The sequence below is a fragment of the Allobosea sp. genome (assembly GCF_036675845.1).
GTDB lineage: Bacteria > Pseudomonadota > Alphaproteobacteria > Rhizobiales > Beijerinckiaceae > Allobosea.
In genome coordinates this window covers 13301-28006 of record NZ_JAKFED010000088.1, presented here as the reverse complement: position 1 = coordinate 28006, position 14706 = coordinate 13301, and the positions used below count along the sequence as shown (strand labels likewise).

Below are 14706 nucleotides of genomic sequence, written 5' to 3'. Positions count from 1 at the left end.
CTCGCGCAGTATCCGGACTGAAACGATTTAGTTCCGAGGGGAAGAAATGCTTGAAGATCTCAAGGGCCTGCGCGCCCTCGTCACCGGCTCCAGCACCGGAATCGGCGCCGCTGTCGCCAAGGCCTATGCGGCGCAGGGCATGCGCGTCATCGTCCACTACAATTCCAGCGAGGCGCAGGCCAATGCGGTCGTCGCCGAGATCAGGGCGGCGGGCGGCGAGGCCCATGCGCTGAAGGCCGATGTCTCCTCCGGCGCCCAGACGGAGGATCTCGTCGGCAAGGCGGCGGACAAGCTCGGCGGCCTCGATGTGCTGGTCAACAATGCCGGCGCGCTGGTCAAGCGCACGCCGATCGCCGAGGTCGACGATGCCTTCTTCGACAGCGTCGTCGATCTCAATGTCCGCTCGGTCGTGATGGCGGCCAAGGCGGCGCTGCCGCATCTGAAGCAGTCGGGCCGTTCCAGCGTCATCAATCTGAGCTCGGTCGCGGCGCGCAATGGCGGTGGCCCGGGCTCTTCGCTCTATGCCAGCTCCAAGGCCTTCGTGCTCAACCTGACCCGCGGCATGGCCAAGGAGTTCGTGCCCTTCGGCATCCGCGTCAACGCCGTCTCGCCCGGCGTGATCATGACGCCGTTCCATGAGCGTTACTCCACGCCCGAGCAGATCGAGGCGATGCGCAAGACCATTCCGATGGAGCGCGTCGGCACGCCGCAGGACAATGTCGGCGTCTTCCTCTTCCTCGCCAGCCCGGCGATGAGCGGCTACATCACCGGCCAGACCATCGAGGTCAATGGCGGCCAGTACATGGTGTGATCGTCTCCGCGCCGCCGCCGCGCTTGACGCGCAAGCCGGCGCCGCCGATGTTCTGCGCGTTCGAGCTGTCGGGGTGGCGCGTGGCATCGTTTAGCAACAATCCGGCTTCGGCCCGGCATCGGCGGTATTCCGTTCCCGCGGCGCTCCTGCTGGCCGGGTTGCTTGCCGGCTGTGCCGGCGACGTCAAGGGCGTGCTCGGCCCCGTCGCGGCCGGTACGCCCGGCACCGGCAAAGTCACCATGCTGGTCGCGACGACGCGCTCGCCGGACCCGGACGAGGGCGTCCTGTTCTCCGGCGAACGCGGCAAGAACGCCTTTGCCGAGATCACTGTCTCGCTGCCGCCCGCAGGGCGCCGGACGGTAGGCGAGGTGCAGTGGCCGAGCCGGCTGCCCGGCAATCCGGCCACCGACTTTGTCACGTTGAAGGTCGACAAGCTTGATAAGTCTGCAGCCCTGGCGCGCCTGCACGCGGCGGTGTCGCGGGTGCCGAAGCGCCGCGTCATGGTCTTCATCCACGGCTTCAACAATCGCTTCGAGGATGCGGTCTACCGCTTTGCCCAGATCGTCCATGATTCGGGTGCCGAGGTTGTGCCTGTGCTGTTCACCTGGCCTTCGCGCGGCTCGCTCTTCGCCTATGGCTATGACCGCGAGAGCGCCAATTATTCCCGTCACTCCCTGGAGAACCTGCTGCAGGCTCTGGCCCGTGACCCGGCCGTCGGCGAGGTTTCGATCCTGGCCCACTCGATGGGCAACTGGGTCACGCTCGAGGCGCTGACGCTGATGGCGGTGCGCAATCGCGGCATCCCGCCGAAGATCGCCAATGTCATGCTGGCTTCGCCCGATGTCGACGTCGACGTCTTCCGGACGCAGGTCAAGGAGATGGAAGGGCGCCGCCCGAAGTTCACTCTGTTCGTCTCGCAGGACGACCGGGCGCTGGCCGTGTCGCGCCGGGTCTGGGGATCGACGGCACGCCTGGGGGCGATCGATCCCGAGGCCGAGCCCTACAAGAGCGAGTTGGAAGCCGACAAGATCACCGTTCTCAACCTGACCAAGCTCAAGAGCGGCGACAGCTTGAACCACGGCAAGTTCGCGGAGAGCCCCGAGGTGGTCAAGCTGATCGGCACGCGCCTGGTCTCCGGCCAGCCGATCACCGATTCGCGCGTCGGCCTGGGCGACCGTCTCATCCAGGCGACCGGTACCGCCGCCGCCGCCGTGGGTACGGCCGCCGGCCTCGTCGTCTCGGCGCCGATCGCGGTGATCGATCCGCATTCACGCGACAATTTCGGTGACAGGGTCGAGGAACTGGGACGCAGCGTCCGGCATGCCGGCGAGGCGACCGGGGCGGCCGTTACCGCGCCCCTCGAGCAGGTCGGCAAGACGCGCTGAGGCGAGGCCGGGCGTATCGTCCCCCGGCGGAGCGGGCGCGACAGGCTGCGCCCGGCCCTTGCGTCCTCGCGCCGCTCAGCGGTTGAAGCGCACCGGCACCGAAAGCGAGATCGCACCACCGCCGCCGACTCCGTCCGGCGGCGCCGGGACGGGGCTGGCGCGCCGGATCATCGAGGTCGCCTCGCTGTCCAGCGCCGGGTCGCCCGAGGAGGAGGTGACGCGGGCCGAGAGCACGCGCCCGCCGCGGTCGATAGCGAAGGCGACCTGCACCGTGCCGGGGCGCGCGCCGGGCGGGAAGCGCTTGTGGCGGTTGAGATGGGCGATCAGCATGCCGCGCCAGGCGGCGGTCGAGACGCTCGGCCGCGCCGCGGCGCCCTGCGTCGCGGCGGGCGCGGCGGCACGAGGGGTCGAGGCCTCCGGCGCGGCCGCCTCGCGCGCCTTCGGGCGCTCGCGCTCGACGACTTTCCGCTTCGGCCGCTGCTTCTTCTCGACGACCTTCGGCTTCGGCGGCGGCTTCTTCTCGACTTCCTTGGGTTTGGGCGGCGGCAGCAGCACGGCGTCGAGCTGGGGAATCGGCGGCAAGGGCGGCAATTCGATCTCGGGCTGCTCGATCGGGGTCGGCTCGGGCTCCGGCTCGGGCGGAGGCGGCTCCGGTTCGGGCGGCGTTTCCTTGACCGGCTCGGGTTCGACCTCCGGCTCGACCTTCTCGGGCGCGACCGGAAGCTCTTCCGGCGGCGCCTCGGGCGCGATCGAGACGGCGGCCAGCTCGATCATCACGGCCGGTTCCGGCGCGCCGGCTGCCGCTTCCGCCGGGCGCCAGTGCAGCGCGACCCAGGCCAGCCCGCCATGGACCGAGGCGACGGCCAGCGCCGCCGTCGCCCAGCGCAGGGCGGCGAGCCCGCGCCGCTGCGGAGCGATGGCGATCATGGCTTGGCCGCTCCGGCCTGGCCGGTATCCTCGATTCCGACCAGCGCGATCTTGAGATAGCCGGCCTCGCGCAGCCGGTTCATCACCTCCATCAGCTCGCGATAGGCCACCGCCCCGTCGGCGCGCAGGAAGACGCGCTGCTCGCGATCATTGCCGGTCTGGTGGTCGAGCACGGCCTGCAGCTGCTCGCGCGGCACGGCGTCGTTGCCGAGTGCCAGCGAGAGGTCCTGCTTCACGGTCAGGAAGACCGGCTTGTCGGGCCTGGCCTGGGGTTGCGCGTTCGAGACCGGCAGGTCGACGGCGACGTCGACGGTCGAGAGCGGCGCCGCCACCATGAAGATGATCAGCAGCACCAGGATGACGTCGATGAACGGCGTGACGTTGATCTCGCTGACTTCGCCGAGATCGCCGTCCTGGGGCTCCTTGAGCGAGACCGCCATCGCCGCTTACTCGGCCCGGGCACGCGGCGGCATCGCGGCGCTCGCCTGGGCCGGCACCGCATGCAGGCTGGCGCGGGCCGTGGCGCGGCGTGCCCGTTCCAGGTCGCGCGAGAGATGGCGCAGCACCTCGCCGGAGGCGTCGGAAAGCGTGGCGCGATAACCGGCGATGGCGCGGGCGAAGACATTGTAGATGATCACTGCGGGGATCGCCGCGACGAGGCCGAGCGCAGTGGCGAGCAGCGCCTCGGCGATGCCGGGGGCGACCACGGCGAGATTGGTCGTCTTCGACTGGCTGATGCCGATGAACGAGTTCATGATGCCCCAGACCGTGCCGAACAGGCCGACGAAGGGCGCGGTCGAGCCGATGGTGGCGAGCAGGCCGGTGCCGCGTGACATGGCGCGCCCGGCGCGCGCCTCGATCCGCGACAGGGCGATGGCGACGCGTTCCTTGACGCCCTCCTCGCCGAGATCGCCCGAGCGCTCGCGCTCGCCCTGCGCCGCGGCGACGAGGATGGCGACGGCGCCTTGCGCCCGGCCCCTGCGGCCGGCGACGGCCTGGGCGGCCTCGTCCAGGTTGGCCGCCTGCTCCAGCCGGCGGGTTGCGCCCTGCGCCCGCGCCTTGGCCGCGGCCAGTTCAGCCGCCTTGGCGAGCCAGATCGTCCAGGTCACCAGCGAGGCGAAGGCGAGGCCGACCATCACCGCCTTCACGACGATGTCGGCCGCCATGAACATGCCCCAGGGCGAGAGGTCGTGCGGCAGCGTCGCCTGCGCGACCGGGGAGGCAGGGGGAGCGGGGGCCGGCGAAAGGGGCGTCATCGTCGAGGGGACGGACGGGCCGATCGCGCCGTGTGGCACTCCCGCGGGCATCGCCGGAACCGGGGCGCCCGGCGCCGCCGGCACCGGCTGGACCTGCGCGTCGGCCGGAAGGGTGGGAGCGGCGTCGGGCGGGACGGTCTGGGACGGGGCGGTCTGCGCGAGGCCGGTCGAGCCCGTTCCGGGAAGGACGGCGAGGCTCATCGCGAGCAGGACAAGGCCGATCAAACGCTGCATCGAATGCTTCCGTAACCTGGGCCGCGCGCCTCCTGGCAAGAGCGCGGGATGTTCGAGCGACGGCTGCGCGAAGCGCCCTGCCGTGGTGTGGCCGCAGGGCGTGCATCGGGCAGGGTGCTGCCGGCGCGACCGTCAGCAGCAGTTAACCCAAGCGAGATAAGTTAGCAAATACAATAGTTTACATGTATTCTAAAGTGGTGGGAAGGGGCCTCGCGGGGCCGGTCGGGCCCACGCGCAGCGGGGCCGGAAAGGCCTGCGGTCTCAGACCGTTCCGGCATCGACGATGAAATTCTGGCCGGCGCACATGCGCGAGACGTCGGAGCAGAGGAACAGCACCATGGCGGCGATGTCCCGCGGCAGGATCTCGCCCTTGAGCGACTGCCCCTGCTGGGCCGCCTGCCATTTCTCCGGTGTCACCCAGAGGCTGCGCTGCCGCTCGGTCATCACCCAGCCGGGCGTGACGCAGTTGACGCGAATGCCGTCGGGACCGAGCCCGCGCGCCAGCGAGCGGGTGAAGCCGAGCACCGCCGCCTTGGCGGTGGTGTAGGCGATCATGTGCGGCGAGCCCTTCATCCACGAGGTCGATGACAGGTTGACCAGCGCGCCGCCGCCGAGCGCCCGCATGTCCGGCGCCAGCGCCTGCGCCACGAACATCATCGGCCGCAGGTTCACGGCGAAACGGTCGTCCCAGTAGTCCGGCGTCACCGCCTCGAAATCATGCCGCTCGTCATGGCCGGCATTGTTGACGCCGATGGCGAACGGCCCGTGCAGCGCCCGCGCCGAGGCGATGGCGGCCTGCGTCGCCGGGACGTCGCGCAGGTCGACGGCATGGAACGAGACGGCGCGGCCGGCCTCCGCCAACTCGGCCGCGAGGCCTTCGCCGCGTGCGATGTCGCGGTCGAGAAAGGCGACCTTGCAGCCTTGCGCCGCCAGCGCCTCGACGATGGCCCGGCCGATGCCGTCGGCGCCGCCGGTGACCAGGGCGGCGCGGCCGGCGAGGTCGGGGTAGAGCGCTGGCGGCATGCTGCTTCTTCCTGGCTCGTTTCGTGACGCATTTGGCCCGGTTTATGGACCAGAATCGGCGCGCCGGCGACCGTCAGGAAGACATGGGCGGCCGGCAGGCGCCGCGCCCGCCTGTGGCCTGCCGCCCGGCGCCGGAAATCGAAGCGCCCGTGGTCAGTGCTTATGCGCCGCGGCGGGCGCGCGTGCGCCGATCGACTGGACCGAGAACGCGACCGCGACCGGGCCGGCCTTCTCGAAGACGAGCGTCGCCTTGATGCTTTCGCCTTCCTTGAGCTGCCGCTTCAGGCCCATCAGCATCAGATGATAGCCGCCCGGCTTGAACTCGGCCTTCCCGCCCGGCTTGATCTCCAGCCCCTCGGGCAGCCCGCGCATCGTCATGACGCCGTTGTTCAGCGCCATTTCGTGGATCTCGATCTTGCCGGCGACCTCGCTCGAGCCGCCGACCAGGCGATCCGGCGCGCTGCCGGCATTGGTCACCGTAAGATAGCCGCCGGCCACCTTGGCGCCGGCCGGCGTCGCCCGCGTCCAGGGCTGCTCGAGCTTCAGCGGCCCGACGGCATAGTCCTCGGCGAGAGCCGCGAAGCCGGCGAGCGCGAAGGCGAGGGCGGCGGGATAGCGGATGAGAGCGTTCATGTTGCGGCTCCTTCGGCCTGGGTCGGGTGCGTGAAAAATAGTGATCATGGCTTGATCTCGATGGTCTCGCTCAGTCTCAGCATTTCGAAATCCGAAACCAGGATCTCGAGTTCGACGCTCCAGCGGCCGGCGGCGGGGACGCTCAGCCCGCTCACCAGCCAGTTGCCATCCTCCTGGCGGCTGGCCTGCCGTTCGATCGGCTCGATCCCGGCGGCAGGGTTGGCGAGGGAAAGGCGGACCTCCTTAACGGCTAGCGGGCCGAACGCGCCGTCGAGCAGCGAGATTGCGATGCTGACCGGGCCGGCGCGCCCGGGCGTGACGCTGATCTCGGCCATCGCCTTTTCGCCGTGGATATGGACCGAGGCCGGTGGTGCCGCGGCAAGCGCCAGTGCGAGTGCCCGGGGCGGCGGGGTGAAGCGCCAGAGCGCGGCGGTGGCGAGGATCGCCAGCACCACGGCGATCTCGATGGCGATCACGCGCCGCAGCAGCCGGGTCGCCGGCTCGCGGCCGCTGCCGGCAGGCGCCGTCAGCCTGTAACGGTTGAAGGCCGCAAAACCGAGCAGCACTGCGACAAGGGCGAGCTTGCCGAGCAGGACGAGCCCATAGGCGGTGGTCAGCAGCGCGCCCGGGCTTTCGACCTGGACGATGGCGAGGGCGAGCCCGCTGGCCAGGATCGCGGCGAGGAAGAACGGCACGCGCCGCGAGAAGCGCGCCAGTGCGGCGGCGCCACCGGCCTCGCGCAGCGCCAATGCGAGCGGCAGCAGGGCGCCGGCCCAGGCCGCCATGCCGACCCCATGCAGGAAGACCGCCGGGCGCATCAGCATCTGCGGCGCCGCCGCGCTGGCATGGCCGCTCGCCGCCAGCGCCAGCCCGCTGCCGAGCAAAGCGGCGATGGCGAGGGCCGGCCCGGTCTTGCCCGCCTGCGCGAGCGAGGCCAGCCCGGCGAGCAGGGCGAGCGCCGCGATCGCGACGGTACGGCCGAAGCTGCTATCGGCGCCGGCCCGCCAGATCTCGGGGCGCAGCAGGTCGGAAAGCGGCGCCGCCAGCGCATCGAGACCCTGCGCCGCCAGGGCGAGCGGCAAGGCCGCGAGCCCGAGCAGCAACAAGGCGCGCAGCGGCCCGCGGGCGGCGACCGGCAGCGGCCCGACCCAGATGGCGAAGGCCGCGCCACCGATGCCGAGGCCGAGGCCGAGATAAACTCCGATCCGCCCGAGCCAGAGCGCGAGGTCCACAGTGAGATCGCGCTGCGGTGCCGCTCCCTGCGGCCGGGCTCCGGGCGCACCGACCGAGAACAGCACCGAGCCGCCGACCGGGTGTCCGTCCTCGGAGGTCACGCGCCAGCTCAGGACATGGCCGCCCGCCGCCAGATCGGCCGGCGCCTCGATCGCCAGCGTCCTGTCCCGGAGGGTGAAGCGCTCGAGCGTTCGCGCCGTGCCGTCGGGGCCGATCAGCAGCAGCACCAGCGGCGAGACCGGCTCGCTGAAGCTCAGCCTGAATTCCGCCGGCGCGCGCGCGATCACGGCGCCGTCGGCCGGGGCGGACGAGATCAGCGTCGCATGGGCGAGCGCCGGCCCGGGCCGCAGCGTCGCGGCGGCGCAGGCGCAAGCGCAGAGCAGGGCGAGAAGGAGGAGGAGGCGCTTGGTCATGGCCGGGAACCGGCGGCCGGGCGCGTTGCCCGGCCGCCTTCGCCTCACTTCTTCGGGACGAGCTTGAGGCCGGGCGCCGGGAACTTGGTGTCGTCCGCCGTCTTGCCCGCCGCCGGAATCTCGACCCAGCGCTCGATGCCGCCGCCCTCGCATTCCTGCACCACTGGCACATGCAGCGTGGTCTCGGGCTTGAGGTCGCCCGTGAGATAGCCGCGCAGGACGAACTCGTCATAGTGCTCGTCGAGCAGCTTGCCGCCGCTCCAGATCACCTCGGTGACGCCCTCGGCGGTCGGGGTGCCGTAATAATCATAGGTCTTGCCGTAGCTGCCCTTCACCGTCTCCAGCGTCCAGCCCGGCTTGGGCATCGGCTTGATCGCGATCATGCCGTCCGGCACGCGGACGCGGACCTTGATCGTGGCGGCGCCCTTGCAGCCATGCGGCACGCGCAGCACGGCCTTGTAGGTCGAGCCGATGGCGGCCTGCTGGGTCTCCAGCGTGACATGGGCAAGGGCGGGGGAGGAGCCGAGGGCGGCAAACGCCACGGCCAGGAACGCGAATTTCGACATCGGGTGAATCCTTGGATTGGTATGGCCCCAAGGGCCTGAAAGGAGGTGCCGTCGGTGCGGCGCATCGGCTTGAGCCTTCGCCTGGCCCCAAGATTTCGGGCGGCAGAGGCGACGGCGCGATTTGCGGGAAAGCTGCCCGCCGCAAGCCATCTGGTCGCCGGCCCGGTTGGGGCGGCGTGCTCGGCTTGTCGGAAGGCGAAGGAGCGGCCGGCGCGCGGGGCGCGGGCGGGCTCAGATGGCGGCGGGAGGTGCGCGTGGATTGGCCGGGGAGCGCCCGGCGGCAAAACCGTGCGGCAGATCGAGCCGGTGCTGGAAGGCGATCAGGTCGACCGGGCGATGGACGACCGGGACGAAGCTGGCCGGAACGGCAGGCGTTCCGCCGCCGGAAAGGGAGCAGCCGAGCGTGCAGCAGCTCGGCATCTGGTGGGCCGCGGCGCTGTCATCGGCCGGCGGCATCTGGCCGGGCGCGCAAAGCGTCATCCCGAGCGAGCGGTCGAGGCTGGCACCGGCGGCGTTCGCGCCGGAAGCCAGGCCCGCGAAGACCGCCTGCAGCACGAGCAGATAGGCGGCGGCGATCGCGGCCAACCGGCTCCATCCTGATCTGCGGCGCGATGCGGACAAGGTCTGCTCTCCTGACGCATCGATAGCATGGCGTTGTGCAGGGCAGCAATTTCCCGGCGCTGGCCGCGTTGTCGCAGGCCGCCCCGGAGAATTTCCTTCCGGGACGGCGGTCCTTTTCGGCAGCCGGTCCTATTGACCGGCTTCGGTCCGGCCGCGATTCTCCGCGCCGCCATTCCGGCAGGCTGCTGCTGGCCGTTTTCTCGTCCGCTCGGCGTCCGCGCTGTCGCTTCGGTGCCGGGCGCAGCCCAGGAGCTAGCTGAAACATGATCCTCGACGAACGCACCTATGCCATCAAGCCCGCCCATGTCCGGGACTATCTCGATCTCTATGTGAAGGAGGGCATGGAGCTGCAGGTCTCGCATCTCGGCCATCTGATCGGCTGGTTCACCACCGATACCGGCGTGGTCAACGAGGTCGTCCATATGTGGCGCTTCGAGGACGCGGGCGACCGCGAGCGCCGGCGCGCGGCGATGGAGGCCGATCCGCGCTGGCAGGAGTTCCGCGTCAAGGCGGCGCCCTATGTGCTGGAGATGCGCAGCCGCATCCTGCGGCCGACCGCCTTCTCACCCTTGCGCTGACGCGATGAACCTCGCCGCCGCGCCGACACCCGCAGCGCCCGCGCTCCGCCGTCCGGGCGCGCGCGGGCTCGCGGGCGTCGCGGTGGTGCTGGAATGGCTGGGCGCCGCCGTGCTCGGCCTGCTCTTCGCCATCGTCATGCTGGCCGTGCTGCGGCGCTATCTGTTCGGCGCCGGACTCATCTGGTCGGACGAGCTGGCGATCTGGCTCAATGTCGCGCTGGTCGCGCTCGGCATGCCGCTGGCGGCGACGAGCGCGCTGTCGATGCGGCTCGACGTTCTGGTCCGGCTGCTGCCGAAGGCCGGGCAGCGCCTGGCGGCGGTCGTCGCCGATGCGGTCGCGGTCCATGGTGCGCTGGTCGTCGCCATCGGCGGCGCCAGCGTCGCCGCCCTGGTCGGCGGCACCTCGACCGTGCTCGGCCTGCCCGAGAGCCTGCGCTTCGCCGCCTTCGCCACCGGCGGCGGGCTGACGGTGCTCCTCCTGCTCTGGCGCGCCGCGCTCGACCGTTCGCTTGCCGCCGCGCTGGCCTCGCTGCTGCTCGGCGGCGGCCTCTATCTCTTCGCCCAGAGCACGACCGGCCTCGTGCTCGCCACACCGAGCCTGGTGGCGGCGCTGGCCGCCGGCCTCGGCCTGCTGATCGGGGCGCCGCTGCCCTTCGCCTTGCTCGCCGGGGTCTCGCTCTCCGGGGCCTTCGGCGGCCTGCTGCCGGAGCCTGCCATCGTCCAGAACACGGTTTCCGGCGTCTCGAAATTCCTGCTGCTGGCGATCCCCTTCTTCCTGCTCGCCGGGGAATTGCTCACCGCTGGTGGCCTCGCCGAGCGGCTGGTCCGTTTCGCCGCCGCCCTCGTCGGGCACTGGCGCGCCGGGCTGGCGCAGACGGCGCTGGTCGCCAGCACGCTGTTCTCCGGCGCGTCGGGCTCCTCGGTGGCGAATGCCGCCTTCGGCGCCAAGGTGATGGCGCCGGCCCTGGTGGCGCGTGGCTATCCACCGGCCAATGCGGCCGCGATCGTCGCGGGCGTCTCGATGATCGACAACATCATCCCGCCCTCGATCGCCTTCCTGATCCTGGCGACGGCGACCAATCTCTCGGTCGGCTCGCTGCTGGTCGGCGGCTTCGTCGCCGGCGCGGTGCTGGTGCCGGCGCTGGCCATCGGTATCCATCTCAGCGTTCGCGACGTGGTCGACGCGGCGCCGAAGGCGAGCGGGGCCGAGCGGGCAAAGAGCTTCATCGGCGCCCTGCCAGCGATCGGGCTCGGCGTCGTCGTCGTGGTCGGCATCCGCTTCGGCGTGGTCACGGTGACGGAAGCCTCTGCGCTCGCCGTCGCCTATGCCCTCGTCGTCTGCCTCGCTTTGCGCAGCCTCGACCTTGCCGGCGTCGGGCGCGCTTTGCGCAGTTCGGCAGGAGAGGCGGCTGCCGTCGGCCTGCTGATCGGCGCCTCGGCGCCCTTCGCCTTCCTGCTCGCGGTCGACCGCGTCTCCGACCAGATGGCCGCCCTCGTCACGGCGCTGGGCGGCGGGCCTTATGCGGTGATGCTGCTGGCCAATCTCGTCCTGCTGGTCGCCGGGCTCTTCCTCGATATCGGCGCCGCGATCCTGCTGCTGGCGCCGTTGCTGCTGCCGGTGGCGATCGCGGCCGGGCTCGATCCGATCCAGTTCGGCGTCGTGCTCGTCGTCAACCTGATGATCCATGGATTGACGCCGCCGCTCGGCATCCTGGTCTATGTCGTCAGCGGCATCACCCGCGTGCCTGCCGCCTCGGTGTTCCGGGCGGTGCTGCCCCTGCTGGCCAGCCTGCTCGCGGCGCTCGCCGTGCTCTGCCTCGGCGCGGCCGCCTGGCCCTCGCTTCCGTCTTCGTTCAAGGAGCTGTTCTGATGTCCTTCACCCGCCGCCAGATTGCCGCCGGTCTCCTCGCCGCGCCTGCGATCCTCCCCGCCCGTACAGGCTTTGCCGCCGGGCGGCCGGTCACGGTCGCCTCGCTCCTCGGCGAGGACAAGCCGGAGACGAAGATCTGGCGGAAGATCGCCGAGACGCTGGCGAGGACGGCGCCGGGCCGCTTCGATCTGCGCATCGTCGCCAATGCCGCGCTCGGCGGCGAGAAGGAGGTGGCCGAGGGGATCAGGCTCGGCTCGGTCCAGGCCTCGCTCTCGACCATCTCGGCCCTGTCGAGCTGGGTGCCGGAGGGCCAGATTCTCGATCTGCCCTTCCTGTTCCGCGATCGCGGGCACCTGAAGCGCGTGCTCGCCGGCCCGCTCGGGGACGAGCTCAAGGGCAAATACGAGGCTCAAGGCTTCGTCGTGCTCGGCTTCATCAACTACGGCGCGCGCCATCTCCTGGCCAAGGAACCGATCACCACGCCTGCCGGCATCAGAGGCAAGCGCATCCGGGTGATCCAGAGCCCGCTGCACACCGAGCTCTGGTCCGGCTTCGGCGCGCATCCGACGCCGATCCCGATCCCCGAGACCTATAACGCGCTGAAGACCGGCGTGGTCGACGCGATGGACCTGACCAAATCGGCCTATGTCGGCTTCAAGCTGCACGAGGTCGTGCCCTGGCTGATCGAGACCGGCCATATCTGGGCGACCGGCGTGGTCTACGTCTCGGCCGCCTTCTGGAAGGGGCTGTCGGGCGAGGACAAGGCGGCGTTCTCGGCAGCCGCCGCCGAGGGGGCTTCCTATTTCGACGAGCTCATCATCGCCGACGAGGACGCCTCGATGGCCAAGGCCAAGGCGGAGGGCGGCAAGGTCGCCCAGCCCGAGGATCGCGCCGGCTGGGAAGCGGGCGCTCGCAAGGTCTGGGCCTCGTTTGCGCCGAAGCTCGGCGGCATCGCCAGGATCGAGGCGATCGCCGGGAGCGCCTGACCGGCCTGGTCCAGCGCTGGCGCCTTCAGCCGCCCTGGATGAAGGCGCTCGAGGAACGGGAGGCCGGGTGCTGCGGGGGTGCGGGGAGACTGGATGACGGCGCATGATTCTGGATCGGCGCTGCATCTTGGAATATCCCACGGGGGATGGGGTGGCCGCGCATCGGCCTAGCCGGCATTCATGACGACCAAAAGCAGCCGAAAGAGCTGCGTCGATGCGCAAGAAGGAGGGAGCGCCGCATGCAGAGCGGCCCGTCTGTGCCGGCAACGCCACCGGTTTCGGGCGCGGCGATGGTCTCGCCGCTGGACGGCCTGGCCTCGCTGCTCGTCCGCGTGGAGGCCGAGGTGCTCGTGGCGCTTGGCGCGGCGCCCGGGCTTCCCGGCGAGCTCGGCCGCCTCCTGTCGGGGACGGTACCGGCCCTCCCGGTTTTCGCCGAGGCCCTGAGCGTCGGCGCCGCGGTCCTTGCGGTCTATCTTCTGGTCCGGCATCTGCTTCGGCACCGGCGGCAGCGTGCCGGCGCGGCGCGTTCCGCCTTCGCCGGGATCGTCACGCTGGCGGCGTTCGACCTGCTGGCGCTGCTGGCCGCGGCCGTGACCGGCAGGCTGCTGCTGGTGCGCTGGCTCGGCATCGCCCCCGGCACGCAAGGCTTCCCCAGCGAGTTGACGATCGGCCTGATCCGCTGGCTGATGCTGCTGACGCTGCTGCTCGTCCTGTTCCAGCCGAGGATTCGGCGCCTGCGCCTTTCGGCGGTCGACGATGCCGGGGCCCGCAAGGCGGTCCGGCATTTCGCGGCCATCTTCGCGGTCGGCCACCTGCATGTCGTGCTGCTGAATGCAGCGCAGCGCGCGGGGCTCGGACTGCCCTCGCTTCGCCTCTTGTCCTGGCTGGTCGCGCTCGGCATGGCCGTGGCCGCGCTGCGGCTGCTGCGCGACCTCAAGCGCCATGACCTGCCGCGGGCCACGCGCCTTCTCGCCTCCGGCATCGTGCTGGTCCTGCTCGCCTTCTGGGTCTGGGGCTGGGTCGAACTCGATTTCAACCTCTATCGCGGCGCCGTCGGCATGATCGTGATCCTGCTGCTGGCGGTCGCGCTCGACCGGGCGCTGGGAATCAGCATCCGCGATTCGCGAAGCCCGGCCGCCATGCGCCGGCTCTTCGTCGTGCGTGTCGTCGTCGATGCGCTGGCGCTGGCGCTCATGGTCAGGATCGTCATCCAGTTCTGGTGGCGGGACGTGTTCGGCGGCTTCGGCCCGCAGCAATGGCTCGGTTTCACCCACCGGCTGACCTTCGCCTCCTTCGTGCTCGTGCTCGCCGTCGCTTTGTCCGCGGCGATCCATGCCTGGACCGAGGCGAAGCTTACGCCGGGCGAGAACGGCCCCGAGCCGCAACTGCGCGAGGACCGGCTCGCACGCCTGTCGACCGTGCTGCCGCTCGTTCGCTTCATGGCGATCGCGCTGATCGGGGTGGCATTCTCTCTCGTCGCGCTCTCGACCCTGGGTATCGACACCACGCCCCTGCTGGCCGGCGCCAGCATTGTCGGCCTCGCCATCAGTTTCGGCTCGCAGACGCTGGTCAAGGACATCGTCTCCGGCATCTTCTACATGCTGGACGACGTCTTCCGGCTCGGCGAGACCATCGAGGCCGGCGGCCGCACCGGCCAGCTCGAGCAGATCAACCTGCGCAGCGTCCGTCTGCGCGACGAGGCCGGCCGTGTCCATACCATTCCGCTCGGCGATCTCGGTGCCGTCACCAACCATAGCCGCCGGCTGATGCGCGTCACCGCCAAGGTGCCGTTCGCGACGCCGCCGGGCCAGGCGGCGGCGACCCGCTTCCGGCGCAATGCCGTCGCCGCCCTGCGCAGCGAGCCGATGATCCATGCCGCCATTGTCGGCGAGATCGCGGCGACGCGAACCGAGGCGCAGGACACGGGCGGCGGCGCGATCGTCTTCTCCTTCAACATGGTGGCGGGCGCGGCGGAGCGTGCCAGGGCGCTGGTCCAGCGTCGGATCGAGGAGACGCTGGCGGAGGCCCGCATGACCGGCGCGCCGGGCGCAGTCGACGTCGCGGTCGCGGATCTGCCGGGCGCGCCGCCCGCAGCGCCGCCTCCGGCGACCCCGGAACCGACGCCATGAATGGCATAGCCGGCATCGGCGTCCTCGCCATGCTCCATTGG

14 protein-coding genes are annotated in these 14706 nt (G+C 70.9%); 6 read left to right on the top strand and 8 right to left on the bottom strand.

Going from position 1 to position 14706, the window contains the following annotated elements:
- Positions 1–46: 46 nt before the first annotated feature.
- Positions 47–811 (top strand): SDR family NAD(P)-dependent oxidoreductase, encoded by a 765-nt coding sequence (locus V6M56_RS10210; RefSeq protein WP_332683383.1) that lies wholly within the window; start codon positions 47–49, stop codon positions 809–811.
- A gap of 80 nt (positions 812–891) precedes the next feature.
- Entirely contained in the window at positions 892–2196 is a 1305-nt protein-coding gene (locus V6M56_RS10205) for an alpha/beta hydrolase (RefSeq protein ID WP_332683382.1), read from the top strand.
- Between the two features lie 75 nt (positions 2197–2271).
- On the opposite strand, the gene V6M56_RS10200 is transcribed toward V6M56_RS10205, so the two are convergent.
- The 8 genes from V6M56_RS10200 to V6M56_RS10165 form a co-directional block, all read right to left on the bottom strand.
- A complete protein-coding gene (locus V6M56_RS10200; protein ID WP_332683381.1) occupies positions 2272–3123 on the bottom strand; it encodes an energy transducer TonB family protein in 852 nt (283 codons plus the stop codon).
- On the bottom strand, positions 3120–3563 hold the full coding sequence (gene exbD, locus V6M56_RS10195) for a TonB system transport protein ExbD (protein WP_332683380.1): 444 nt from the start codon (positions 3561–3563) through the stop codon (positions 3120–3122). The genes V6M56_RS10200 and exbD overlap by 4 nt, the downstream gene beginning before the upstream one ends.
- Positions 3564–3569: 6 nt before the next feature.
- Positions 3570–4613, bottom strand: coding sequence for a tonB-system energizer ExbB (gene exbB, locus V6M56_RS10190; RefSeq protein ID WP_332683378.1), 1044 nt, complete (start codon positions 4611–4613; stop codon positions 3570–3572).
- Between the two features lie 261 nt (positions 4614–4874).
- Positions 4875–5636, bottom strand: coding sequence for an SDR family NAD(P)-dependent oxidoreductase (locus tag V6M56_RS10185; RefSeq protein ID WP_332683377.1), 762 nt, complete (start codon positions 5634–5636; stop codon positions 4875–4877).
- 153 nt (positions 5637–5789) lie between these two features.
- Positions 5790–6269 (bottom strand): copper chaperone PCu(A)C, encoded by a 480-nt coding sequence (locus V6M56_RS10180; RefSeq protein WP_332683375.1) that lies wholly within the window; start codon positions 6267–6269, stop codon positions 5790–5792.
- A 44-nt stretch (positions 6270–6313) separates the two neighbouring features.
- Complete coding sequence (locus V6M56_RS10175) at positions 6314–7915, bottom strand: copper resistance CopC/CopD family protein (RefSeq protein WP_332683373.1); 1602 nt, start codon at positions 7913–7915, stop codon at positions 6314–6316.
- A gap of 44 nt (positions 7916–7959) precedes the next feature.
- On the bottom strand, positions 7960–8481 hold the full coding sequence (locus tag V6M56_RS10170) for a YcnI family copper-binding membrane protein (protein WP_332683371.1): 522 nt from the start codon (positions 8479–8481) through the stop codon (positions 7960–7962).
- Positions 8482–8712: 231 nt separating this feature from the next.
- Positions 8713–9066 carry a DUF2946 family protein gene (locus tag V6M56_RS10165; protein WP_332683369.1) on the bottom strand — a complete coding sequence of 118 codons (354 nt, stop codon included), beginning with the start codon at positions 9064–9066 and terminating at the stop codon, positions 8713–8715.
- A 299-nt stretch (positions 9067–9365) separates the two neighbouring features.
- Between V6M56_RS10165 and V6M56_RS10160 the strand changes: the two genes are divergently transcribed.
- The 4 genes from V6M56_RS10160 (at position 9366) to V6M56_RS10145 (ending at position 14665) form a co-directional block, all read left to right on the top strand.
- Positions 9366–9680, top strand: coding sequence for an NIPSNAP family protein (locus V6M56_RS10160; protein ID WP_332683367.1), 315 nt, complete (start codon positions 9366–9368; stop codon positions 9678–9680).
- A gap of 4 nt (positions 9681–9684) precedes the next feature.
- Positions 9685–11550 carry a TRAP transporter large permease gene (locus tag V6M56_RS10155; protein WP_332683366.1) on the top strand — a complete coding sequence of 622 codons (1866 nt, stop codon included), beginning with the start codon at positions 9685–9687 and terminating at the stop codon, positions 11548–11550.
- On the top strand, positions 11547–12536 hold the full coding sequence (locus V6M56_RS10150) for a TRAP transporter substrate-binding protein (RefSeq protein ID WP_442881127.1): 990 nt from the start codon (positions 11547–11549) through the stop codon (positions 12534–12536). Before V6M56_RS10155 ends, V6M56_RS10150 begins: the two co-directional genes overlap by 4 nt.
- A 239-nt stretch (positions 12537–12775) precedes the next feature.
- Positions 12776–14665: a mechanosensitive ion channel domain-containing protein gene (locus V6M56_RS10145; protein ID WP_332683363.1), complete on the top strand. Its 1890-nt coding sequence runs from the start codon at positions 12776–12778 to the stop codon at positions 14663–14665.
- Positions 14666–14706: the final 41 nt, after the last annotated feature.

Excerpts from the sequence above, each read along its gene's own strand:
- V6M56_RS10210 (WP_332683383.1), top strand. The coding sequence starts at position 47 with ATGCTTGAAGATCTCAAGGGCCTGCGCGCCCTCGTCACCGGCTCCAGC.
- V6M56_RS10200 (WP_332683381.1), bottom strand. The coding sequence starts at position 3,123 with ATGATCGCCATCGCTCCGCAGCGGCGCGGGCTCGCCGCCCTGCGCTGG.
- exbD (WP_332683380.1), bottom strand. The coding sequence starts at position 3,563 with ATGGCGGTCTCGCTCAAGGAGCCCCAGGACGGCGATCTCGGCGAAGTC.
- exbB (WP_332683378.1), bottom strand. The coding sequence starts at position 4,613 with ATGCAGCGTTTGATCGGCCTTGTCCTGCTCGCGATGAGCCTCGCCGTC.
- V6M56_RS10185 (WP_332683377.1), bottom strand. The coding sequence starts at position 5,636 with ATGCCGCCAGCGCTCTACCCCGACCTCGCCGGCCGCGCCGCCCTGGTC.
- V6M56_RS10180 (WP_332683375.1), bottom strand. The coding sequence starts at position 6,269 with ATGAACGCTCTCATCCGCTATCCCGCCGCCCTCGCCTTCGCGCTCGCC.
- V6M56_RS10175 (WP_332683373.1), bottom strand. The coding sequence starts at position 7,915 with ATGACCAAGCGCCTCCTCCTCCTTCTCGCCCTGCTCTGCGCTTGCGCC.
- V6M56_RS10170 (WP_332683371.1), bottom strand. The coding sequence starts at position 8,481 with ATGTCGAAATTCGCGTTCCTGGCCGTGGCGTTTGCCGCCCTCGGCTCC.
- V6M56_RS10160 (WP_332683367.1), top strand. The coding sequence starts at position 9,366 with ATGATCCTCGACGAACGCACCTATGCCATCAAGCCCGCCCATGTCCGG.
- V6M56_RS10155 (WP_332683366.1), top strand. The coding sequence starts at position 9,685 with ATGAACCTCGCCGCCGCGCCGACACCCGCAGCGCCCGCGCTCCGCCGT.
- V6M56_RS10145 (WP_332683363.1), top strand. The coding sequence starts at position 12,776 with ATGCAGAGCGGCCCGTCTGTGCCGGCAACGCCACCGGTTTCGGGCGCG.